This is a genomic window from Mycobacterium gordonae, from assembly GCF_001417955.2.
GTDB classification, from domain to species: Bacteria; Actinomycetota; Actinomycetes; order Mycobacteriales; family Mycobacteriaceae; genus Mycobacterium; species Mycobacterium gordonae_B.
Genome location: NZ_LKTM01000368.1, coordinates 1 through 21,858, shown reverse-complemented (window position 1 = coordinate 21,858; position 21,858 = coordinate 1). Strand labels below are relative to the sequence as shown.

General features: G+C 67.0%; 19 protein-coding genes. 9 read left to right on the top strand and 10 right to left on the bottom strand.

The window, feature by feature from the left end:
* Positions 1–83 precede the first annotated feature (83 nt).
* Genes AO501_RS30365 through AO501_RS30350 form a run of 4 tightly spaced genes read left to right on the top strand, consistent with a single transcriptional unit; the run spans position 84 to position 3,340 of the window.
* The gene (locus AO501_RS30365; RefSeq protein ID WP_055581287.1) at positions 84–707 is read left to right on the top strand and encodes a lipid droplet-associated protein; all 624 of its coding nucleotides are present in this window, start codon (positions 84–86) and stop codon (positions 705–707) included.
* Entirely contained in the window at positions 704–1,954 is a 1,251-nt protein-coding gene (gene xseA / locus AO501_RS30360; protein WP_055581286.1) for an exodeoxyribonuclease VII large subunit, read from the top strand. Before AO501_RS30365 ends, xseA begins: the two co-directional genes overlap by 4 nt.
* Positions 1,944–2,189, top strand: a complete 246-nt coding sequence (locus AO501_RS30355; RefSeq protein WP_055581285.1) for an exodeoxyribonuclease VII small subunit — start codon at positions 1,944–1,946, stop codon at positions 2,187–2,189. Before xseA ends, AO501_RS30355 begins: the two co-directional genes overlap by 11 nt.
* A 53-nt stretch (positions 2,190–2,242) precedes the next feature.
* On the top strand, positions 2,243–3,340 hold the full coding sequence (locus AO501_RS30350) for an NAD-dependent epimerase/dehydratase family protein (protein ID WP_055581295.1): 1,098 nt from the start codon (positions 2,243–2,245) through the stop codon (positions 3,338–3,340).
* A gap of 5 nt (positions 3,341–3,345) precedes the next feature.
* On the opposite strand, the gene AO501_RS30345 is transcribed toward AO501_RS30350, so the two are convergent.
* Complete coding sequence (locus AO501_RS30345; protein ID WP_055581284.1) at positions 3,346–4,881, bottom strand: carboxylesterase/lipase family protein; 1,536 nt, start codon at positions 4,879–4,881, stop codon at positions 3,346–3,348.
* 154 nt (positions 4,882–5,035) lie between these two features.
* On the opposite strand from AO501_RS30345, the gene AO501_RS30340 reads away from it, so the two are divergent.
* Positions 5,036–6,154 carry an AI-2E family transporter gene (locus tag AO501_RS30340; RefSeq protein ID WP_055581294.1) on the top strand — a complete coding sequence of 373 codons (1,119 nt, stop codon included), beginning with the start codon at positions 5,036–5,038 and terminating at the stop codon, positions 6,152–6,154.
* 90 nt (positions 6,155–6,244) lie between these two features.
* Here the strand turns inward: AO501_RS30340 and AO501_RS30335 are convergent, their stop codons facing one another.
* The 3 genes from AO501_RS30335 to AO501_RS30325 all read right to left on the bottom strand — a co-directional run bounded on the left by AO501_RS30335 (position 6,245) and on the right by AO501_RS30325 (position 8,536).
* Positions 6,245–6,838 carry a PE family protein gene (locus AO501_RS30335; RefSeq protein ID WP_055581283.1) on the bottom strand — a complete coding sequence of 198 codons (594 nt, stop codon included), beginning with the start codon at positions 6,836–6,838 and terminating at the stop codon, positions 6,245–6,247.
* A 235-nt stretch (positions 6,839–7,073) separates the two neighbouring features.
* Positions 7,074–7,871: a dienelactone hydrolase family protein gene (locus tag AO501_RS30330; RefSeq protein ID WP_055581282.1), complete on the bottom strand. Its 798-nt coding sequence runs from the start codon at positions 7,869–7,871 to the stop codon at positions 7,074–7,076.
* 20 nt (positions 7,872–7,891) lie between these two features.
* A complete protein-coding gene (locus AO501_RS30325; protein ID WP_055581281.1) occupies positions 7,892–8,536 on the bottom strand; it encodes a DUF4245 domain-containing protein in 645 nt (214 codons plus the stop codon).
* A 75-nt stretch (positions 8,537–8,611) separates the two neighbouring features.
* On the opposite strand from AO501_RS30325, the gene glpX reads away from it, so the two are divergent.
* The 3 genes from glpX (at position 8,612) to AO501_RS30310 (ending at position 12,294) form a co-directional block, all read left to right on the top strand.
* Positions 8,612–9,688, top strand: coding sequence for a class II fructose-bisphosphatase (gene glpX, locus AO501_RS30320; RefSeq protein ID WP_055581280.1), 1,077 nt, complete (start codon positions 8,612–8,614; stop codon positions 9,686–9,688).
* A gap of 34 nt (positions 9,689–9,722) precedes the next feature.
* Positions 9,723–11,126: a class II fumarate hydratase gene (locus AO501_RS30315; RefSeq protein WP_055581279.1), complete on the top strand. Its 1,404-nt coding sequence runs from the start codon at positions 9,723–9,725 to the stop codon at positions 11,124–11,126.
* A 160-nt stretch (positions 11,127–11,286) separates the two neighbouring features.
* Positions 11,287–12,294 carry a hypothetical protein gene (locus tag AO501_RS30310; RefSeq protein WP_055581278.1) on the top strand — a complete coding sequence of 336 codons (1,008 nt, stop codon included), beginning with the start codon at positions 11,287–11,289 and terminating at the stop codon, positions 12,292–12,294.
* Here AO501_RS30310 and AO501_RS30305 read toward each other — a convergent pair.
* From AO501_RS30305 to glyA, 5 genes are all read right to left on the bottom strand, one after another.
* Positions 12,263–13,723, bottom strand: coding sequence for an adenylate/guanylate cyclase domain-containing protein (locus AO501_RS30305; protein WP_055581293.1), 1,461 nt, complete (start codon positions 13,721–13,723; stop codon positions 12,263–12,265). The two genes, AO501_RS30310 and AO501_RS30305, sit on opposite strands and share 32 nt — an antisense overlap.
* Before the next feature lie 52 nt (positions 13,724–13,775).
* The gene (locus tag AO501_RS30300; protein WP_055581277.1) at positions 13,776–14,651 is read right to left on the bottom strand and encodes a polysaccharide deacetylase family protein; all 876 of its coding nucleotides are present in this window, start codon (positions 14,649–14,651) and stop codon (positions 13,776–13,778) included.
* A gap of 128 nt (positions 14,652–14,779) precedes the next feature.
* Entirely contained in the window at positions 14,780–16,081 is a 1,302-nt protein-coding gene (locus AO501_RS30295; protein ID WP_055581276.1) for a PhoH family protein, read from the bottom strand.
* A gap of 234 nt (positions 16,082–16,315) precedes the next feature.
* Positions 16,316–17,146, bottom strand: a complete 831-nt coding sequence (locus AO501_RS30290; protein ID WP_055581275.1) for an acyl-ACP desaturase — start codon at positions 17,144–17,146, stop codon at positions 16,316–16,318.
* Positions 17,147–17,288: 142 nt separating this feature from the next.
* On the bottom strand, positions 17,289–18,569 hold the full coding sequence (gene glyA, locus AO501_RS30285; protein ID WP_055581274.1) for a serine hydroxymethyltransferase: 1,281 nt from the start codon (positions 18,567–18,569) through the stop codon (positions 17,289–17,291).
* 134 nt (positions 18,570–18,703) lie between these two features.
* Here glyA and coaA point away from each other — a divergent pair, with 134 nt between their 5' ends.
* A complete protein-coding gene (gene coaA, locus AO501_RS30280; RefSeq protein ID WP_055581273.1) occupies positions 18,704–19,642 on the top strand; it encodes a type I pantothenate kinase in 939 nt (312 codons plus the stop codon).
* Here the strand turns inward: coaA and AO501_RS30275 are convergent.
* The gene (locus AO501_RS30275) at positions 19,639–21,324 is read right to left on the bottom strand and encodes a PE family protein (RefSeq protein WP_055581272.1); all 1,686 of its coding nucleotides are present in this window, start codon (positions 21,322–21,324) and stop codon (positions 19,639–19,641) included. The genes coaA and AO501_RS30275 overlap by 4 nt on opposite strands.
* Between the last annotated feature and the right edge of the window lie 534 nt (positions 21,325–21,858).

Below are 21,858 nucleotides of genomic sequence, written 5' to 3'. Positions count from 1 at the left end.
CAGGGTACGTTCCACCGACACGGATCCGCCATTTCGTCGCCGCCAGCTTGGAGTTCGCCGCTGCGTGAGGCAGGCTGGAACGCATGGCTACTGCACCGTACGGGGTTCGGCTGATCGTCGGCGCGGCGACGGTCGCCGTCGAAGAGACGATGCGCCTCCCACGAACCATCCTGATGTACCCGATGACCCTTGCCAGCCAGGCGGCACACCTGGTGATGCGCTTCCAGCAAAACCTCGCCGAGCTGGTCATCAAGGGTGACACCACGCTGGAGAACATCTTCCCGCCCAAGGACGAGCAGCCCGAGTGGGCGACGTTCGACGAGGATCTCGAGGTTCTCGACGGCGGCGCCGGCGGGTTCTCCAGCATTCCGGTGGACGGCGTAGACGGCGAACGCCGCGCCGAGGGCCGGTTCGCGTTGTACTCGGTGTCCGACACCGCCGAGAACGCCGTCCCGGCAGCGGATGCCCCGACCCAGCCGGTCTCGACCCGCCAATCCAAGTCGGCTGCCGCGGCCAATGTGCCGGCCCCGAAGGTAGCTGACGAACTCGACTACCCCCAGCTCACGCTGGCCCAGCTCCGGGCCCGGCTGCAGTCGCTGGATGTCGCCGAGCTGGAGGCCCTGCTGGCCTACGAGCAGGCCACCAAGGCCCGCGCCCCGTTCCAGACGCTGCTCGCCAACAGGATCACCCGCGCGACCGCCAAGTGACTCCGGCCGCACAGACCAACTCGGCCGAGAATCCCTTCCCGGTTCGCGCCGTTGCCATCCGGGTGGCGAGCTGGATCGACAAGCTGGGCACCGTCTGGGTTGAGGGCCAGTTGGCCCAGATCAACATGCGGCCGAACTCTGCCACGGTGTTCATGGTGCTGCGCGACCCCGCCGCAGACATGTCGCTCACCGTCACCTGCTCGCGCGACCTGGTTTTGAGCGCGCCGGTGCGACTGACCGAAGGCACCCAGGTGGTGGTTTGCGGCAAACCCTCGTTTTACACCGGTCGCGGTACATTCTCGTTGCGGCTCAGCGAAATTCGTGCCGTGGGCGTGGGTGAGCTGCTGGCCCGCATCGAGCGGTTGCGCCGGCTGCTGGACGCCGAGGGCTTGTTCGACCCACGGCTCAAACGGCCGATCCCGTTCCTGCCCAACATGATCGGCCTGATCACCAGCCGGGCCAGCCACGCCGAGCGCGATGTCACGACGGTGGCCGAAGCCCGTTGGCCCGCAGTGCGATTCGCGATCCGCCACGCCGCCGTCCAGGGAGTCAACGCCGTCGCGCAGGTCGTCGAGGCGCTGCGCGACCTCGACGGACACCCGGAGGTCGACGTGATCGTGATCGCCCGCGGCGGCGGCAGCGTCGAGGATCTGCTGCCGTTCTCCGACGAGACACTGTGCCGGGCGATCTCGGCCTGCCGGACGCCGGTGATCAGCGCCGTGGGCCACGAACCCGACAATCCGCTCTGCGATCTGGTCGCCGACCTGCGCGCCGCCACCCCGACCGACGCGGCCAAGAAGGTGGTTCCCGACACCTCAGCCGAACAACGCCTGATCGCCGACCTGCGCCGGCGCAATGCCCAGGCCCTGCGGAACTGGGTGTCCCGCGAGGAGCGCTCGCTGGCTCAGCTGCGCAGCCGTCCGGTGCTCGCCGACCCGCTGCGCATGGTGACCAGCCGCAGCGACGAGGTGCACCGCGCCCGCGCCGCGCTGCGACGCGACATCAACCGGATGCTCACCGTGGAGACCGAGCGCGTCGGGCACCTGGCCGCGCGGCTGTCCACACTGGGCCCGGCCGCCACTCTGGCCCGCGGCTACGCCGTGGTGCAGGTACTGGAAGACGGGCTACCACAGGATGGGCAGATTCTGCGCTCCGTGGACGACGCGCCGACCGGCAGCAGGCTGCGGGTGCGGGTCGCCGACGGCGCCATCACCGCAGTGAGCGAAGGGCGTACCGATGGTTCCTGACGAACAACATGAGGCGTCGTCGATTACGCCTATTAGTCAGCTTGGCTATGAAAATTGCCGAGATGAGCTAATCGAAGTCGTACGGCTCCTCGAGCAGGGCGGCCTGGATCTCGACGCGTCGCTGAAATTGTGGGAAAGGGGCGAGCAGCTAGCCAAACGGTGCGAAGAGCACTTAGCTGGTGCCCGTCAACGCGTCACCGATGCCCTGGCCTCCGGCGAAGCCGCGGAAAGCTGACCCCAGCAAAACTCATCGACAAACTTGGTTCCAAACTGGAACACGTTTCAGTTATTCTCTCCGGCATGGGTGATCCATCACTGACAACCGAACTCGGCAGCGTCCTGGTCACCGGGGGCTCCGGCTTCGTCGGCGCCAACCTGGTGAAGACCTTGCTCGAGCGTGGCCACCGGGTCCGCTCCTTCGACCGCGCCCCCTCGCCGCTGCCGCAGCACCCGAAACTGGAAGTGCTGCAAGGCGACATCACCGACAAAGCGGTCTGTGAGGCGGCCGTCGACGGCATCGACACGATCATCCATACCGCGGCCATCATCGACCTGATGGGCGGCGCGTCGGTGACCGAGGAGTACCGCCAGCGCAGCTTCTCGGTCAATCTCGGCGGCACCCAGAATCTGGTGGAGGCCGGCCAGAAGGCCGGCGTCAAGCGGTTCGTCTACACCGCTTCCAACAGCGTGGTGATGGAAGGCCAGAACATCGCCAACGGCGACGAGACGATGCCCTACACCAAGCGGTTCAACGATCTCTACACCGAGACGAAGGTCGCCGCCGAGAAATACGTCCTGTCCCAGAACGGTATCGACGGGATGCTCACCTGCTCTATCCGTCCCAGCGGCATCTGGGGCACCGGCGACCAGACGATGTTCCGCAAGCTGTTCGAAAGTGTGATCAAGGGCCACACCAAGGTGCTGGTGGGTCCGAAGTCGGTGAAGTTGGACAACTCCTACGTGCACAACCTGATTCACGGCTTCATCCTGGCCGGCGAGCACCTGGTGCCCGGCGGCAGCGCGCCCGGTCAGGCGTACTTCATCAACGACGGTGAGCCGATCAACATGTTCGAGTTCGCCCGGCCGGTAGTGGAAGCATGCGGCGAGAAGTGGCCCACACTAAGGATTCCCGCTCCTCCGGTGCGTCTGGCGATGACAGCATGGCAGCGGCTGCACTTCCAATTCGGCGCTCCCGCACCGCTTCTCGAACCGTTGGCGATCGAGCGCGTGGCTATCAACAACTATTTCTCGATCGACAAGGCCCGCCGCGACCTGGGCTATGAGCCGCTGTTCACTACCGAACAGGCCCTCAAGGAGTGCCTGCCGTACTACGTGGACCTGTTCCACAAGATGAAGGCCGAAGCACAGGCCGCCAAGAAGAAGTAACGCGGCTAGCGAAAACTCACCATCTCGGCGCCCCAGGCGTCGCGAATCCGTGCGTCGACGTCGTGCACGATCGTGTCGACTTTGTCGATGACCAGGCACGCGCGGCCGGCCTGGTCGTAACGCGGCCAGGGCAGCTCACCGTCCGGCCCAGTCGGCTCACCACCGGTGGCGAAGTTGACCCACCGGGTCTGCATCCGCCTGGACACCGCCGTTGCGGTCCTGGCCCCGCCGAGCTTGAGCGTCACGTCCTGCGGCCCGCCGAGATTGCCCCAGACGTACGGCAATTCGGTGGCGTGTGCGGCGCGGACGAGAAGCAGCTTGAACAACGGTGTCGCGTAGTCGAACCGGTACAGGTACACCGGCGCGACCGCGCTGTGCCCCTGCGCCAGCCACATCGTCGGCAACCGGAAACCGATGTCGGTGGCCATGCTGACCACGCGTGACTTGTGCCGGCCGCTGTAGGCCGATCCGATCTCGTCCACGGTCGGCAGTTGCAGGTCAGGCTGCTCGGCGGCGATCTGGTCGAACATCGAGGTGATGGCGCGCGGGGTGATCGGCATCAGCGGCGAGCGCATCAACTTGAACAGCGCCGCCTCATTCTTGTTGGTCCCGATGACCAACGGCACGGGCAACAGCCGCCCTTCCTGGGCGAGTTTGACGGGATAGTCATGCAGCAGGTCGCCGTCGACGATCGGGACGAATGCCAGCGTGCCGGGATTGCGGACGGGCACTTCATTGAACACTTCCTGCGTGGCGGCGACGAGTGCCTCGGTCGACACCTCGGTCAGGGTCCGTACCTCGGACGCACCGATGCCCAGCTTCTCCAACAGGCTCAACGCGACCCGGCGACCCCGCTCCCGGTCGTACACCGAGGTGGCCGGCGAACTCTGAGCGATCGCGCGGACGAACAGGCCCTCGGCCGCCGGGCTGGCGAGCAGGGTGGTGACCAGCCCCGCGCCCGCGGACTCGCCGAACACCGTGACGTTGGCCGCATCACCACCGAATGCCGCGATGTTGTCGCGCACCCAGGCCAACCCCGCCAGCACATCGCGCAGCCCGATATTCGAGTCGAACGGTCGCTGCCAGGTGCTGAAGGACGACAGGTCAAGGAAGCCCAGCGCGCCGATCCGGTAGTTGAGAGTGACCACGATGACGTCGCCGGTCTCGGCCAGAGCGCGACCGTCGTAGAGCGGCTGACTGCCGGAACCCAACACATAGGCGCCGCCGTGCAGCCACACCATGACGGGTTTCCCCGCGCCGGGCTGCGCGTCGGCGGGCGCCCAAATGTTCAGCCGCAGACAGTCCTCATCCAGCGGCGCGCCGAGTTCGAGCGGCATCCTGGGGACCACCGGTTGCGGGCAGGCCGGACCGAATTCGGTGGCGTCGGCGACTTCGGTCCACCGCTGCGGCGGCTCGGGCGCCCGGAAACGCAGGTCGCCCAGCGGTGGCGCCGCGTACCGGATGCCTTTCCAGAATTTGATGCGACCGTCGTCGCCGCCCCGGACCGGGCCGTATCCGGTTTCGACTACTTCGGTCGCCATCGATTCGAACTCCTCATTCCGTGCCCCGCCTCCGAAGATCGCGGCACAAGCGTCCAAACCACTTTAATCGCGTTCTACGGGTGCGCTGGTGCTGGCGACCGTCGCCGCTAAAGTTGCCCACAACATAGATGCGAAGGGCGGTCTCGGTCCGGGCATGAACACCGAATTCACGCTTACCCAGAAACGCGCTCTGGCGATCTTCACTCTCCTGGCCCTGGCATTCGGGGCGTACTTCCTGCGCAACTATTTCGTGCTCATCGTGGTGGCCGCCGTCGGCGCCTATCTGTTCACGCCGCTGTTCAATTGGTTCAACAAGCGCCTGGGCACCGGCCTGTCGGCCACCGCCACCCTGTTGTCGGCGCTGGTCATCGTGATCGTGCCGGTAGGGCTGCTGGTGGCGTTGGCGATCGTGCAGATCGCGCGAATGATCGACTCGGTGTCGGGGTGGGTCCGCTCGACCGATCTGAGCAGCCTCGGCGACAAGACCCTGAAACTGGTCAACGAATTCCTGTCCCGGGTGCCGTTCGTGCATGTCAACGTCACCGCGGAGATGCTGCGCAAGGCGATGGTGTCGGCCGCTCAGAGCGTCGGCCACTGGCTGCTGGGCATCCTGCAGAACACGGCAGGCAGCCTGGCCGGAATGATCACCTCGGCGATCATCTTCCTGTACGTGTTCATCGCTCTCCTGGTGCACCGCGACAAACTGCGGACGCTGATCGGGCAGCTGAACCCGCTCGGCGAAGAAGTGACCGATCTGTATCTGCAGAAGATGGGCTCGATGGTGCGCGGCACCGTCAACGGCCAGTTCGTCATCGCCTTCTGCCAGGGTGTCGCGGGAGCGGCGTCGATCTACATCGCGGGCTTTCACCATGGCTTCTTCATCTTCGCGATCGTGCTGACCGCGCTGTCGATCATTCCGTTGGGCGGTGGCATCATCACCATCCCGTTCGGTATCGGCATGATGTTGTTCGGCAACATCGGTGGTGGCCTGTTCGTGGTGCTCTTTCACTTAGTGGTGGTCACCAACATCGACAACTTCCTGCGGCCCATCCTGGTGCCGCGCGATGCCCGGCTCAACTCGGCCCTGATGCTGCTTTCGGTGTTTGCCGGCATTTCGATGTTCGGGCCCTGGGGCATCATCATCGGCCCGGTGCTGATGATCATCATCGTCACCACCATCGACGTCTACCTGGCGGTCTACAAGGGGGTCGAGCTCAAACCGGTCCCCGAGGACAAGCCCGCTCGACGCAAGTGGCCGTGGCCGGGCCGCTGACTGTAAATCTGACGACGCGACACGCCGGTGACGCGTCGGGGGATCCACACTCAGTGCACGGAGGCCGGCTTCCGCGAAAGTCGACAGCACTCAGGCAATCGCGGTTAACGCACCAAAAATAGGAGAAAAGGATAATGCCCTCAGGGTAGGGGAAATGGCTTCCAACAATACCGGCAAGACGTATAAGAAAAACACGAGGAGCGAAACAGCCAACACGACGATGAAAATAATAGCAGCTATACCCACCGGAGCCAGCAGGTACGGACCCAAAGGATTATCAAAGAAAACTGCCTTGCCCAGCTGGTAGGAAAGAGGTGCCCACAAATCGTAGAGCGGCGCCGGCAAGCCTTCAAATCCGATAATCGGGTTCAAAATCGAAGCCAAGGGCTGCAACAACGTTGCATTGACGGCCTCCGCGCCAGCATACATCCCCGCACTCACGTTCAAATGCTGCGCAAACTGCTCGTGAAACACCGCGGCCTGCCCAGCCAGTTGTTGGTACTCTTTACCGTAATCGGAGAACACGTGTGCGATATTCGCCGATACTTCGTCGGCGGCGGCGGGCAGAACCGCCGCGGTTGAATCTGCTGCCAGCGTGTGCGCCTCGTAGAGGGCTGAGCCAATTGTCTCCAGGTCCGTAGCTGCCTGCGCCATAATTCCTGGCGCGGTGATTACAAGCGGCATGTCTGTCCTCACCCTTCGCTCATCGGAACGTGCTCAGATGGACCCGCAATGCTGATCACGCTCTTGTGCGGCGATCAAATGTTGCCAAAACGAGTGTCGCCCGGATCGACGAGGGGGGCTTGAGTATGCGACTACTCAATTCTGAGCGGGTGCCTGCCGAAAGGTTCCGGTTCTCGCCCGATTTTCGGGTAAGCAGCGACTCTCCATCAGAACCTCACCCGCTTCTTCGCAAGTGCTAACTCAGCCGCTCCCTGAGGAATTCGACAACGCGCTTGCGCGCCTCGTAGGCCGGCTGGCCGTCGACCTCGCGGACTTCGTCGGTGAGCACCGAATGCGCCATCCGGCCGAAGCCGTGCTCGTTGCCCGGGCCGGAGTCGATCTCGATCACCTCGAACGCGTCGCCGAGCCGCTGCTTGAGCGTTTTGAATCGTTCGCCGGGCGCCATCCGGTCGGCGCTGAACCGCAGACCGATGGCACACAGATCCCCGGCGGCGCAACGATCGGCCACCACGCTGAGCTCGGCCTCACTCATCCCGGGATCGCGGCGCTGTTTGGCGGTGAGCGGGAACGGCACCGAAGGCTGGCTGAGCACGGGAGCCAACACGCTGTCATCCACGGCGGCGGCCAGCGCGAAGCCGCCGGTGAAGCACTGCCCGATCACCCCGACCCCCTTGCCGGGTGTCTTCTCGTTGAGGTCGCGGGCCAGGGCGCGCAGAAACAGCGACACCGGCCGCTGCTTGTTGGTGGCCATCGCGGCGAACTCCTTGGCCACGCAGCCGCGGCTGATCTCGGCCACGATGTAGCCGGGCGTCTTGGATTTGCCGGGCTGGCCGAACAGCGACGGGATGGCGACCGTGAACCCGTTGTCCACCAGATGGTTGCCCAGTCCCAGCACCCCCGGATGGATTCCCGGCATCTCCGGGATCAGAACGACGCCGGGGCCAGAACCCTTGCGGTAGACGTCGTAGGTGTAGCCGGCGCCGGTGAACGGCGCAGCCGACCAGCCGGTGAGATCTGCTTCGGGTGCGGTCACGTGACGTCCCTTCGGTCGGCCTAACGGCTGGGCAGCGGCTGCGCGGACTGCGTGGCCACCGCCAGCGTCCGGAACTGGTCGGGCGTGCCGGCCCCGGTGACGGCCACCTGGGTGGTGCCGGCCGGGCTGGCGAGTCTGGTGGTCCACACCGGCTCGACCGCGCCGTTCTGATCGGCACCCTGGTAGATGACCCACCGCGTGCCGTCGACATCAACGGTCCCGCTCGGGTACATGCCGGAATGGATGGAGCCCACCAGTTTGTCCTCGTCGGCGTTGCTCTGCGTGAGGCTCAGGTACATCCCGCTCGGGCTGATGTAGCCGACGGTCGAGGTGGCCGCGTGCAGGCGCTGGCCCGTGGATGCGTCCGTGCGTCCGGCGTCGATCCCCCCGCGGCCGCCGGAATTCGCCTGCCAGCCCGCCGGCAGTTGCGGCAACCGGATGGGGAATCCGAGAGTCGCGGCGTCCGCGCGCAGGGCCGCCGCCGCGTCATAGGAAGGAATCTTGCCCCGGTTGGTCCCGCCCGGCGAAAAGGAACACATTCCGACCATGCCGGCCAGCAGGATGCACCCGATCACCAGAGGCAGGAGCGACCAGAACATGTCGCGTCCGTCCTGCAGCAACCGCGGCTTGGCCGGCTTGGGGGCAGGCTGCGGCTCCGAGGTCACCGTGCAAGTATCCCAGCTCCAGTCGAGCGTTCCGCTTCTGGGACAATCGGCAACCATGAATGAAGGGCGCCAACCATGACTGCACAGGGATCAGGCTCGTCGCCGACCGTTGCGACACCGTCGCACGCCCGACCGCGTGGCGAGGCCCCCGACCGCAACCTGGCTCTCGAGTTGGTGCGCGTCACCGAGGCCGGCGCCATGGCCGCGGGTCGCTGGGTAGGCCGCGGCGACAAGGAGGGTGGCGACGGCGCGGCCGTCGACGCCATAAGAGAACTGGTCAACTCGGTATCGATGCGCGGTGTCGTGGTCATCGGCGAAGGCGAGAAAGACGAAGCGCCGATGCTCTACAACGGCGAGGAAGTCGGCAACGGCGACGGCCCGGACTGCGACTTCGCGGTCGACCCCATCGACGGCACCACACTGATGAGCAAAGGCATGCCCAACGCGATCTCGGTGCTGGCAGTGGCCGACCGCGGCGCGATGTTCGACCCGTCGGCGGTGTTCTACATGAACAAGATCGCCGTCGGCCCTGACGCCGCCCACGTGCTCGACATCACCGCGCCGATCGCCGAGAACGTCCGGGCGGTCGCGCGGGTCAAGGAACTGTCGGTGCGGGACATGACCGTGTGCATCCTGGACCGGCCCCGGCACGCCCAGTTGATCGCCGACGTCCGTGCCACCGGGGCGAGGATCCGGCTGATCACCGACGGCGACGTCGCCGGCGCCATCTCGGCCTGCCGACCGGGCTCGGGCACCGACATGCTGGCCGGTATCGGCGGCACCCCGGAGGGCATCATCACCGCCGCCGCGATCCGCTGCATGGGCGGCGCCATCCAGGCCCAGCTGGCACCCAAGGACGACGAGGAGCGACAGAAGGCCATCGACGCCGGCCACGACGTCGGGCGGGTGCTGACCACCACCGACCTGGTGTCCGGCGAGAACGTCTTCTTCTGCGCCACCGGTGTCACCGACGGCGACCTGCTCAAGGGCGTTCGGTACTACCCGGGCGGCTGCACCACGCAGTCGATCGTGATGCGTTCCAAGTCCGGCACCGTGCGCATGATCGAGGCCTACCACCGGCTGTCCAAGCTCAACGAATACTCGGCGATCGACTTCACCGGCGACAGCAACGCCGCCTATCCCCTGCCCTGACACCTGACACCTGACACAAGCAAGGATCTGATCTATGGCCGAGAGCGCCGAATACCGCATCGAGCACGACACCATGGGCGAGGTCCGGGTGCCGGTGAATGCGTTGTGGCGCGCGCAAACCCAGCGCGCGGTGGAGAACTTCCCGATTTCGGGCCGCGGTCTCGAGCGGACCCAGATCCGGGCGCTGGGTCTGCTGAAGGGCGCTTGCGCGCAGGTGAACAAAGACCTCGGGCTGTTGGCCCCGGAGAAGGCCGACGCGATCATCGCCGCGGCCGCCGAGATCGCCGACGGCAAGCACGACGACCAGTTCCCCATCGACGTCTTCCAGACCGGTTCGGGGACCAGCTCCAACATGAACACCAACGAGGTGATCGCCTCGATCGCGGCCGCCAACGGGGTGAAGGTGCACCCCAACGACGACGTCAACATGTCGCAGTCGTCCAACGACACGTTTCCGACGGCCACCCACATCGCGGCGACCGAGGCCGCGGTGCGTCATCTCATCCCCGCCCTCGAGGTGCTCCAAGGTGCGTTGTCGGCCAAGGCACTCGAGTGGCAGACGGTCGTCAAGTCCGGACGCACCCACCTGATGGACGCCGTTCCGGTGACCCTCGGCCAGGAGTTCAGCGGGTATGCCCGCCAGATCGAAGCCGGCATCGAGCGCGTGCGCTGCACCCTGCCCCGGCTGGGTGAGCTGGCGATCGGCGGCACCGCGGTCGGCACCGGCCTCAACGCCCCGGAAGGATTCGGCGTCCGGGTGGTGGCGGTTCTGGTGGAGTCGACGGGCTTGTCCGAGTTGCGTACGGCGACAAACTCTTTCGAGGCACAGGCGGCCCGCGACGGGCTGGTCGAGGCGTCCGGCGCGTTGCGCACCATCGCGGTGTCACTGACCAAGATCGCCAACGACATCCGGTGGATGGGCTCGGGCCCGCTGACCGGCCTGGCCGAAATCCAGCTGCCGGACCTGCAGCCGGGCAGCTCCATCATGCCGGGCAAGGTGAATCCGGTTCTGCCCGAGGCGGTTACCCAGGTGGCCGCGCAGGTGATCGGCAATGACGCCGCGGTCGCGGTCGGCGGCTTGTCGGGCGCCTTCGAGCTCAACGTCTACATCCCGATGATGGCCCGCAACATTCTCGAGTCGTACAAGCTGCTGACCAACGTGTCGAGGCTGTTTGCGGACCGGTGCATCACCGGACTGGTCGCCAACGTCGAGCACCTGCGGGAGCTCGCCGAGTCCTCGCCGTCCATCGTCACACCGCTGAACTCGGCCATCGGGTACGAGGAGGCCGCCGCGGTGGCCAAGCAGGCGCTCAAGGAGCGCAAGACGATCCGTCAGACCGTCATCGATCGCGGCCTGATCGGAGACAAGCTGTCCGAGGAGGAACTCGACCGGCGCCTCGACGTACTGGCGATGGCGAAGGTCGAGCCTGTCGACTGACTTCGATGGTGGCGGCCCGCAGCGCCCGGCTCCGCCGCGCTCGCGACCGCCACGGGCCAGATCGGGCTGATTACGGCCGCCCGCAGGTACCCTGCGGTGGACGCGGTTGTGTGGCTATCTCAGCGTAGAGGCGGCCGGTGAGAGTAAGGGTGATTCAGTAATGACGGTTCCCCCCGGCGGTCCCTACGGTCAGGATCCATACGGTCAGGATCCCTACGGCGCGAACCCGTATGGGCAGCAACCGTATTGGGGCGGCCAGCCCCAGGGCCAGCCGCCCGCACAGCCGCCGGGCCCGCCGCCCGGCTCCTACCCTTACCCCCCTCCGGGCGGCCAGTATCCGCCCGGCACCGACCCGTACGGTGTGCCCGGCGGTTACCCGCCCCAGCAATTCGGGCCGCCTCCCGGACAGCCGGGCTGGCAGCCGGGAGGCTACCCGCCCGGTCCGCCGCCGTCCGGCGGAAATTCGAAGCTGCCGTGGCTGATCGTCGCCGGCATCGCGGTGCTGGGCGTCATCGTGCTGGTGGTGATCCTGGTGGTCTCCCTGAAAGGCGGTGGAAACGAGTCTCCGACGGCCGGCCCGTCGGGTACGACGAGCGCCGCGACTTCGGCACCCGATACGTCGATGCAGACCGCGACGGACTGCACTCCCAACGTCTCAGGCGGCAACAAACCCACCGGCGACACGGTCTCGGCAGGCAAGTTGTCGTTCCCCACGAGCGCGGCGCCGGGTTGGCAGCCTTATGTGGATGATCAGAACCCCAACCTGATCGACGCCGTCGGCCTGGGCGCGGAGGTGCCCAACGCGAGCCAGTGGATGATGCAGGTAGAGGTCGCCGTCACCAACTTCGTGACCAGCATGGACGTCAGCGCGCAGGCGTCGAAGTTGATGGACTGCGTCGCCAACGGCCCCGGCTACGTTCAGTCGAACCCCACGCTGGGCCCGAAGAAGACGTCGTCGATGACGGTTGACGGGGTCAAGGCGGCCCGGGTGGATGCCGACGTCACCATCGCAGACACCACCCGCGGCGTGAAGGGCGACACGGTGACGATCATCGCGGTCGACACCAAACCGGTCACCATCTTCCTGGGCGCGACGGCCATCGGTGATAAGGCCTCGGCGGCCATTGTCGACAAAGTCATTGCGTCACTGAAGGTTTCGAAGAAGTAGCCGGCGTCCAGACGTGCGTGGGCTCGGACCGGCCGCGCAGCACCGTGGAATAGCACTCGTCCCAGCGCTTGCGCTCGGCGCGCTCCGCGCGGTCAATTGCCGCACCTGAGACCAGGATTCGGCGCTCGGAGGTCTTCGCGAGGTCGGCCAGTCGCGCGGCCTCGTTGACCGCGTCGCCGATCACGGTGTATTCATACCGGTTTTCGGCACCGATGTTGCCGGCGAAGACCCGTCCGGCCGAAACGCCGATGCCGAAGTCCACCATCGGGAGCAGACGCAGTTTGTCGCCGAGGGCCCGCGCGGTGCCCAAGGCCGCCGCTGCGGGTTCGTTGGCGCGCAGTGGTGCACCGAAGATGACGAGTGCGGCGTCGCCCTCGAATTTATTGATGAGTCCCTGAAATTCGTCGACGGTGTCCACGACGATGCGGAAGAAATCGTTGAGCACCTCGGCAACCTGTTGCGGCGGAAGGCTTTCGGTGAGCTTGGTGGAACCGACCAGGTCGATGTAGAGGACGGCCGCTTCCACCACATCGCCGGAAAGGGTGGCTCCCTCCTGCAGGGCGCGCCGCGCGACGTCGGCTCCGACGTGGCGGCCGAACAAGTCGCGGAGGCGGTCCCGTTCCTCCAGCCCGGTGACCATCCGGTTGAATCCGCTTTGCAGGCGCCCGATCTGGGATCGTTCGTACACACCCACGTAGGTGTCGATGTGGCCGTGTTCGACCTCGGCCATCGCCTCGGCGACCTCGGCGACCGGATCGGATATCGACCGCGACGTCAGGATCATGATCGGCATGCCCAGCAGAATGGCCGCCAGCGAGACCACCAGAATCGGCACGTCCAGCGAGTTCGACTGCTCCACCAACCAACCGGTGGAGCGCATCACCACGAACGTCGCAATCACCCCGATCGGCAAGGCGCTGCACAGAAACCAGAGCAGGACGAGCCGCGCGAAGACGCCCGGCACCATCAGTCGCGGCTCACAGCCGCGCGTGGCCGCGCTCATGATCGGCCGCAGGGTGCGCTGTGCGAGGAGCAGGCCCGTACCGGCGGCCGCGGCGCCGCCGATCAGCACACCGAGCGAGATCGGCACCATGACCGCGGCTCCGCCGTCGGTGTTCGGCAAGATGACGATTACGCCACACGCGGCCCACGTCGCCGCCAGCAGGGCCGACTGCCGACCCGCGATTTTCATCGCCGCGTCGCGTTGCTCGGGTGTCGGTTCGTCGCCGGCGGTGAACCAGCGCAGGGTGGGCGCCAGCATCACGGGCCCGATGACCGCAACCGAGACGATTCCGAGCACGATCAGCAGCGCCACCAGGCCGGTGTTCTTTTCGGCGAAGTCGGCGCTGGCCACGGCGGGGCTGTGGCCTCTCATCGGGATCAGGATCGCGGCCGAGTCGACCACGGCGATGATGTAGGCGAGCGCCAGGTCAGTGCCGTATTGAACTGACAGCCGCAGAGCAGACTTCGGCGACGCTGCCTCAGGCACCGTTGTTCGGCCCGCCCGAGTTCTGACCGGGAATGTCGGTGATCGGGAAATTGGGCATCGGCTTCGGCGAGGGGGTGTTAGGCAGCGTCGGGATGTCGCCGGGCGGAATGTCGTGCAGCTCGTTGACGGGCGGACCGTTCTCCCGGCTCCCGTAGCTGCTGCCGGGCGCCCGCGGTCCCAGCAGCTCGCTGACCGTCACCAGCCGGTAGCCGTTGGCCTTGAGCACCGGGATGAACTGATACACCAGGTCGACGGTGCTCGAGTAGGTGTCATGGAACAGCACCACCGAGCCCGGTTTGATCTGCGCCATCAGCACCTGCCGGGTCGCGGCGGTGTTGGAGTCGTTGGCCCAGTCGAACGGGATGACGTCCCAGAGGATTTCGGCGAGGCCGAAGTTGCCGGCGGCCTGTCGCACGGCCGGGTTGGAGAGCCCGCCGGCGGGCCGGTACAGCGCGGGCTTGCGGCCGGTCGCGGCGACGATGGCGTCGTTGGCCCGGGAGAACTGCGCGGCGATGTCCTCGGGCGGAATCGTCGTCATATTGGGGTGTTCCCAAGTGTGGCTGCCGAGCTCCATGCCGGCGTCGACCACCCGCTTGGCGCCGGCCGGGTTGGCCGCGACCTTGTTGCCGATCTCGAAGAACGTCGCCTTGGCGTCGTTGTCTTTCAGGATCTGCAGCAGCCGGTCGGTGTACGGGCTCGGGCCGTCGTCGAAGGTCAGGGCCACGCACTTGACCGCCGCGCAACTCGGGTTGTCGGCCCGGGTGACGTGGCCGGTGAGACCGCCGATCACCAGCACCCCGGCCGCGACCACGACGCCGAAGACCATGCGCCAGTAGCGCCAGGCCTGATTGTCGGGTCGTTTCGGCACCAGGGAAGTTTACCGAACGTCTGGCGCGCAACCTCGCCGTCGAGTGTGCGGTGACGGCATCGATTCGGCGTCTACGGCGTGATCTGCGCGAATTTCCCGCCTTCAGCGCAGAGTCAACGGCCCGGGAATCAGTGCGGCCCGGCGATCTCCTCGAGCATCTCGGTGACCAGCGCGGCGATCGGCGACCGCTCGCTGCGCAGCAGCGTGATGTGGGCGAACAACGGGTGTCCCTTGAGCTTCTCGATCACCGCGGCGACCCCGTCGTGACGGCCCACCCGCAGGTTGTCGCGCTGCGCGATGTCGTGCGTCAGCACCACCCGGGAACCGGTGCCCAACCGGGACAGCACCGTCAGCAGGACGTTGCGCTCCAGGGACTGGGCTTCGTCGACGATGACGAACGAGTCGTGCAGCGACCGGCCGCGGATGTGGGTCAGCGGCAGCACCTCGAGCATGCCCCGCGACAGCACCTCATCCAGCACGGCGGGGCTGGCCAGGCCTTCGAGGGTGTCGAAGACGGCCTGTGCCCACGGGCCCATCTTGTCGCTCTCGCTTCCAGGCAGGTACCCCAGCTCCTGGCCGCCCACCGCGTACAGCGGGCGGAACACGACGACCTTGCGCTGGGTGCGGCGTTCCAGCACGGCTTCCAGTCCTGCGCACAGCGCCAGGGCGGACTTTCCGGTGCCGGCCTTGCCGCCGAGCGACACGATGCCCACCGACTCGTCGAGCAGCAGGTCCAGAGCCACCCGCTGCTCAGCGGAGCGACCCCGGAGTCCGAACACCTCGCGGTCGCCGCGGACCAGCTGTACGCGCTTGGCCGGAGTCACCCGGCCCAGCGCGTGGGAGCTTCCGCCCAGCAGCCGAATCCCGGTGTGGCAGGGCAGGTCCCGGGCCTCTGCCAGGTCGATCTCACCGTCGGCGAACAGCGCGTCGATGTCCTCGGCAGCGGTCTCGACCTCGCGCATGCCGGTCCATCCGGACACCACGACATCCTGCGCGTGGTACTCGTCGGCCGGCAGGCCGATCGCGGCGGCCTTGACCCGAAGCGGAATGTCCTTGCTCACCAACGTCACTCGCTTGCCTTCGGCGGCAAGGTTGGCGGCACAACTCAGGATCCGGGAGTCGTTGCTGTCGGTCCGGAAGCCCGAGGGCAGCACCGACGGGTCGGTGTGGTTGAGCTCGACGTGCAGTGAACCACCCTCTGCACCAACCGGAATGGGCTGGTCCAGCCGGCCGTGCTCCAGCCGGAGGTCGTCGAACAGTCGCAGCGCTTGGCGGGCAAACCAACCCAGTTCGTGGTGGTGGCGCTTGGCTTCCAGTTCGCTGATTACCACCAGCGGAACTACCACCTCATGCTCGGCGAACCGGCTGCATGCCCACGGGTCGGACAGCAATACGGAGGTGTCGAGCACGTACGTCCGGGTTTCGGTCACGGGGCGCTCCTCGAGCGAATGACGCCCGGGCGGACCCACGCGAGCGTGTCGGCGGGGGCCGCGGCACCAGGACCGGGGCCGGTCCTGCCGTTGGTGTGACGGAAGGTGCCGCCCTGGCAGCAGAGCACATTGCTGGCCATCAACGGCGACGCTACTCCGGTGGTCGGACCCCTGCAGCGCAGGCGCGCCGAGACACTATCGAGACACGCAAACGCAACAAAACTCGGTGCAGCGCTAGTCGGAGACGAACGGCTTCAGTGTGGGCTCGTCGGCCAGGCCCCACGCGGTGATGCGCTCGGAGATCACCTGCTGCAACTGACCACGGTCGAAGATGCCGGCTTCTGCCACTGCCTTCAGCTTGTCCTGGTAGGCGTCGATGTCGGCGCCCGGCACCTCGAGGTCGGCAGCGCGGCGGGCGATGGCCTCGATCACCTCGTCGCGCGAGTAGTCCAGCAGGTGGGCGACCAGGTTGGCGAAGAACTCCTCGTGCCGTGCTTCGTCCCTCGCGATCCGGTCGACGAGTCCGGCCAGGATCGGTTCCTCGATCTGCGCGGCGAGGTTGCGGCAGAACGTGCCGTACGTGCGCTCCGAGAGGGTCATGTAGACCAGCGTGTCGATCTGGGAGTACTTCCCCTCGGTGCGGTAGCCCTTCATCACGTACTGGACTCGCGCGTCCTCGTTCGCTGCCGGGTCAACCTCGCGGGTCACCACCAGGTACTCCCGCAGCGCGATGGCATGCAGGTGCTCCTCGGCGGTCCACCGGCCGATCCATCGGCCCCAGTAGTCCTCGAGGATGAAGTGCTCGACGAACTCGCGGTGGTGGGCCGCCAGGTTGTCCTTGAGCAGCAGCAGGATTTCGCAGGCGTCGGTGATCGAGCGGGGCAGCGTGGCCTGGGAGGGGTCCCAGTCGCGCCCGCCGAGGAACGCGAAGTTCTCGCCGCGGTCGAACGGGACGTAGTCGTGGGCGAACCAGATCTCTTCGGTGGCCAGGTGGTGGGCCAGCAGGGACTCCACCACGGGCTCGAGTTCGAGGGTGAGCGCGTTAGCGACAGGTTTCTGTGCCATGCGGTAACTGTAACCCGCATTCACAGGTTCTTTCAAATATTCCGGGGCGTGTCGCGCCTCACTCTCACGAACAGACGCAAAGTCCCCCTTTTGATGCCAAAAAAGGGGGACTTTGCGTCTTCTCGCGGGAAATCGGCCGGACTCAGCGCCCGACGAGGCCCCAGTCCTCGATGCCCTCGTAGAGCGGGAACTCCCTGGCCAGCCGCGTCACCCGCGCGCCGAGTTCAGCGACGTCGGCCGAGGTGCCGGCCGCCAGCGCGGTCGCGATGATGTCGGCCACCTCGGAGAATTCGGCGTCCCCGAAGCCACGGGTCGTCAGCGCGGGCGTCCCGATCCGCAGACCCGATGTCACCATCGGCGGCCGCGGGTCGTTCGGGACGGCGTTGCGGTTGACCGTGATTCCGACCTCGTGCAGCAGATCCTCGGCGGCCTGGCCGTCCAGCGGCGAGTTGCGCAGGTCGACGAGCACCAGGTGCACGTCGGTGCCGCCGCTGACGACGGAAACCCCTGCCTTGGCGACGTCGTCAGCCAGCAACCGGTCGGCGATGATGCGCGCCCCCGACAGGGTGCGCTGCTGCCGCTCGGCGAACTCAGGGGTCGCGGCGATCTTCAGCGCGACGGCCTTGCCGGCGATGACGTGCATCAGCGGGCCGCCCTGCTGTCCCGGGAACACCGCCGAGTTGATGGACTTGGCGTACTCCTGCTTGCCCAGGATCATGCCGGACCGGCCGCCGCCGAGCGTCTTGTGAATGGTGGTCGACACCACGTCGGCGTGCGGCACCGGCGAGGGGTGCAGCCCGGCCGCGACCAGGCCCGCGAAGTGCGCCATGTCCACCCACAACTTGGCGCCCACCTCGTCGGCGATGGACCGGAACGCCGCGAAGTCGAGGATGCGGGGATAGGCGGACCAGCCGGCGATCAGCACCTTCGGACGGAATTCCAGCGCCTGGGCCCGTACCACGTCCATATCGACCAGATGCGTCGTCGGATCGACGCCGTAGAACGCGTTCTCGTACAACTTGCCGGAGAAGTTCAGCCGCATGCCGTGGGTCAGGTGGCCGCCGTTGGCCAGGTCGAGACCCAGCAGCCGCTCCCCCGGTGACATCAGCGCGTGCAGCACCGCGGCGTTGGCCTGCGCACCCGAATGCGGCTGCACATTGGCGAAGTCGGCACCGAAGAGCGCCTTGGCACGGTCGCGGGCGATGTTCTCGACCACATCGACGTGCTCACAGCCGCCGTAGTAGCGCCGTCCGGGCAGCCCCTCGGCGTACTTGTTGGTCAGCACGCTGCCCTGGGCCTGCAGGATCGAGCGCGGCACGAAGTTCTCCGACGCGATCATCTCGAGGGTGTCGCGTTGCCGCCCGAGCTCCTTACCCAGCAGCTCGGCGATATCGGGGTCGACCTCGGCGAGGGGGGCAGACATAACGGACGAAGCGACGCGGGCGCCAGGAGTAGCAGTCACGGGCATCAGTCTATCGAGACCCTTGTCTCGCAGCTGAGTCGCGTTTTGACCGGCCCCACCGTCAGTGCCGCCGTCGTTGCTGAGAGACTGGCACCATGCCGCGGCCGAGCGAGCCGAGCCCCTATGTCGAGTTCGACCGACGGCAATGGCGCGCGCTCCGCATGGCCACACCGCTGGCTCTCACCGAAGAGGAACTGGTCGGACTGCGCGGCCTCGGCGAGCAGATCGACCTGCTCGAGGTCGAAGAGGTCTACCTGCCGCTGGCCCGGCTCATTCACCTCCAGGTGGCCGCCCGTCAGCGCCTGTTCGCCGCCACCGCGGAATTCCTCGGCGAGCCGCAGCAAAACCCGGACCGGCCGGTGCCATTCATCATCGGCGTCGCGGGCAGCGTCGCCGTCGGCAAATCGACCACGGCGCGCGTGCTGCAGGCGCTGCTGGCCCGCTGGGATCACCATCCCCGGGTGGACCTGGTGACCACCGACGGGTTCCTCTACCCCAACGCGGAGCTGGAACGGCGAAACCTGATGCACCGCAAGGGTTTTCCGGAGAGCTACAACCGCCGGGCGCTGATGCGGTTCGTCACCTCGGTGAAGTCCGGATCTGACTACGCCTGCGCGCCGGTGTATTCACACCTGCGCTACGACATCATCCCTGGCGCCAAGCACGTGGTCCGGCATCCGGACATCCTGATCCTGGAGGGACTGAACGTCCTGCAAACCGGTCCGACGCTGATGGTGTCGGATCTGTTCGACTTCTCCCTGTACGTGGACGCCCGGATCGAGGACATCGAGCAGTGGTATGTGTCGCGGTTCCTGGCGATGCGCAGCACCTCGTTCGCCAACCCGGAGTCGCACTTCCACCACTACTCGGCCCTGTCGGACCCGCAGGCCGTCGTTGCCGCGAAGGAAATCTGGCGGTCGATCAACCGGCCCAACCTGGTCGAGAACATCCTGCCGACCCGACCGCGCGCCACCTTGGTGCTACGCAAGGACGCCGATCACTCCATCAACCGGCTGAGGCTGCGCAAGCTCTAGCCATGGGCGCCGGGTTGGCCGAACAGAATCCCCGCGAGACCGCCGCCGGCCCCGACGCCAGCTTTACCCGGGTTGGTGAAGGCTCCGGTCGGTCCACCTGCCCCACCGGCACCACCGTTGCCGATCAACCTCGCGTTGCCGCCGGCGCCGCCGTCACCGCCGTCACCGGCCGTGCCGCCGACGAAGTTGCCGCCGGTCCCGCCGCCGCCACCGGCGCCGCCATTGCCGTAGAACAGTCCGGCGACGCCGCCGATGCCGCCGTTACCGCCCGCGCCCGCGCTGATACCGATGCCGAAGTTGGCGCTGCCACCAGTGCCACCGAAGCCGCCGGCCCCGCCGCTGCCGAACAGCAGCCCTGCGTTAGCGCCGTTCCCGCCGTGTCCACCGACGCCACCGGTGTTCGATGTCTCGCCGGCGCCGGCATTGCCGCCGCTACCGCCGTTACCCCACAGCCGGGAGACGCCGCCGTTGCCGCCGTTACCACCGGCCAGCGCCTGGTTCGCGTTGATCGCGCCGATCATGCTGCCGCCGGCCCCGCCGTTGCCACCGTCGCCGAAGATCGCGACACCTCCATTACCACCGCGACCAGCGGCGAGGTTGTCACCGTTACCGCCTGCCCCGCCGGCCCCGGCACTGCCGAAGAGCCCGGCGTTGCCGCCGTCGCCACCGTCGGTGCCACCGCTGAACTGTGCCGCGACGCCGTTACCGCCGGCCCCGCCGTTGCCGTAGAGCAGTCCGCCGTTGCCGCCGTGGCCACCCGCGCCCCCGTTGGTTCCGATCCTGCCGGCGCCGCCCAGTCCACCGTCACCGCCGTCCCCTATTAGTCCGCCGTTGCCGCCCGCACCACCGATGCCACCGAGTCCACCAGCGCCGGCCGCGCCGCCGGTACCGCCCGCCCCGCCGGGCCCGTACAGCCAGCCGCCGTTACCGCCGGCGCCGCCCGCACCGGCACCGGACGCCGCGCCGGTGCCGCCGCCTCCGCCGGTGCCGCCGAAGCCGCCGCTCCCCCACAATCCGGCGCTGCCGCCGGCGCCGCCCAATCCGCCGGTCCCGGTATTGGAGAAGCCCGCCGATCCATTCCCGCCGGCGCCGCCGTTGCCGAACAGCCAGCCGCCACTGCCGCCGGCGCCGCCGTTTCGTCCAACGCCGGGCGAGGTATTGACACCGCCGTTCCCACCGGCGCCGCCGTTTCCGATCAGTCCGGCATTCCCCCCGGCTCCGCCGGCCTGGTTGGATCCGCCGGTTCCGCCGGCGCCGCCGTTGCCGTAGAGAATCCCGCCGTCGCCACCGCGCATCCCGGGTCCACCGTTGGCGCCGTCTCCGATCAGCGGCCGATTGAGCAGCGCCATCGTGGGCGCGTTGATCACGCCGAGCACGTCCTGCGGCAGACTCTGAGCCGCGTTCAGCGCCTCGGCGGCGGCGTACGCCCCGCCGGTTCCCGTCATGGTTTGGACGAACTGCTGGTGAAAAGCCGCAGCCTGAGCGTTGAGCGCCTGATACATCTGCGCATGCCCGGAGAACAGTGCCGCTATCGCGGCCGATATCTCATCAGCGCCCGCGGCGGCGACCGCCGTGGTCGGGGCGGCGGCCGCCGCCGCGGCCTCGCTCAGCGTGGAGCCGATTCCCGCAATGTCCGAGGCTGCCTGGGCCAGGAATTCCGGGGCGGTAACCAAAAATGACATCGCTTGTCCTATCGCTATTCGTTAACTGGCGCGCGAAAATCATTCGAAGTATGGATGCTTCGCGGCGCGGTCGTTGCGGAATTGAACGCTTCTGCCAATGAACAGGGAGAGCTCTTTTGATCGCATAGGCAAAATGCACAAGCCTTGGACGGGACTTGTGCATTTTGCACATTGAATTTCATGGGTTGGCAAGGGTGATGCCTGAACACGCCGAGTCGAACAAGCCGCCAGGCCCGGCTTCGGCGATCCGCAAATGCCACAACGTGGCTGATGTGGTGATCGCCAGTGGTGGGCCGAATGGCCTGATGCGCGCCTGCGAACTCGGTCTCGCCGGAATCCGGCCGGTGTTACCGGAGCAGAGTCCCGGCCCCAACACACAGCGACGTGCCGCGGGCATCGTCTGCCAGGAGTGCGGATATTCGACCACCGCGGCCTGTACGTTTTTGCGGGCTTTGGAGGCTCTTCGCAGATGAGGGTGTAGGGGTGCTCGGCGCGTCGTTGTCGGGATAGGGGTCGAGGTCTTCCGAAGATGGG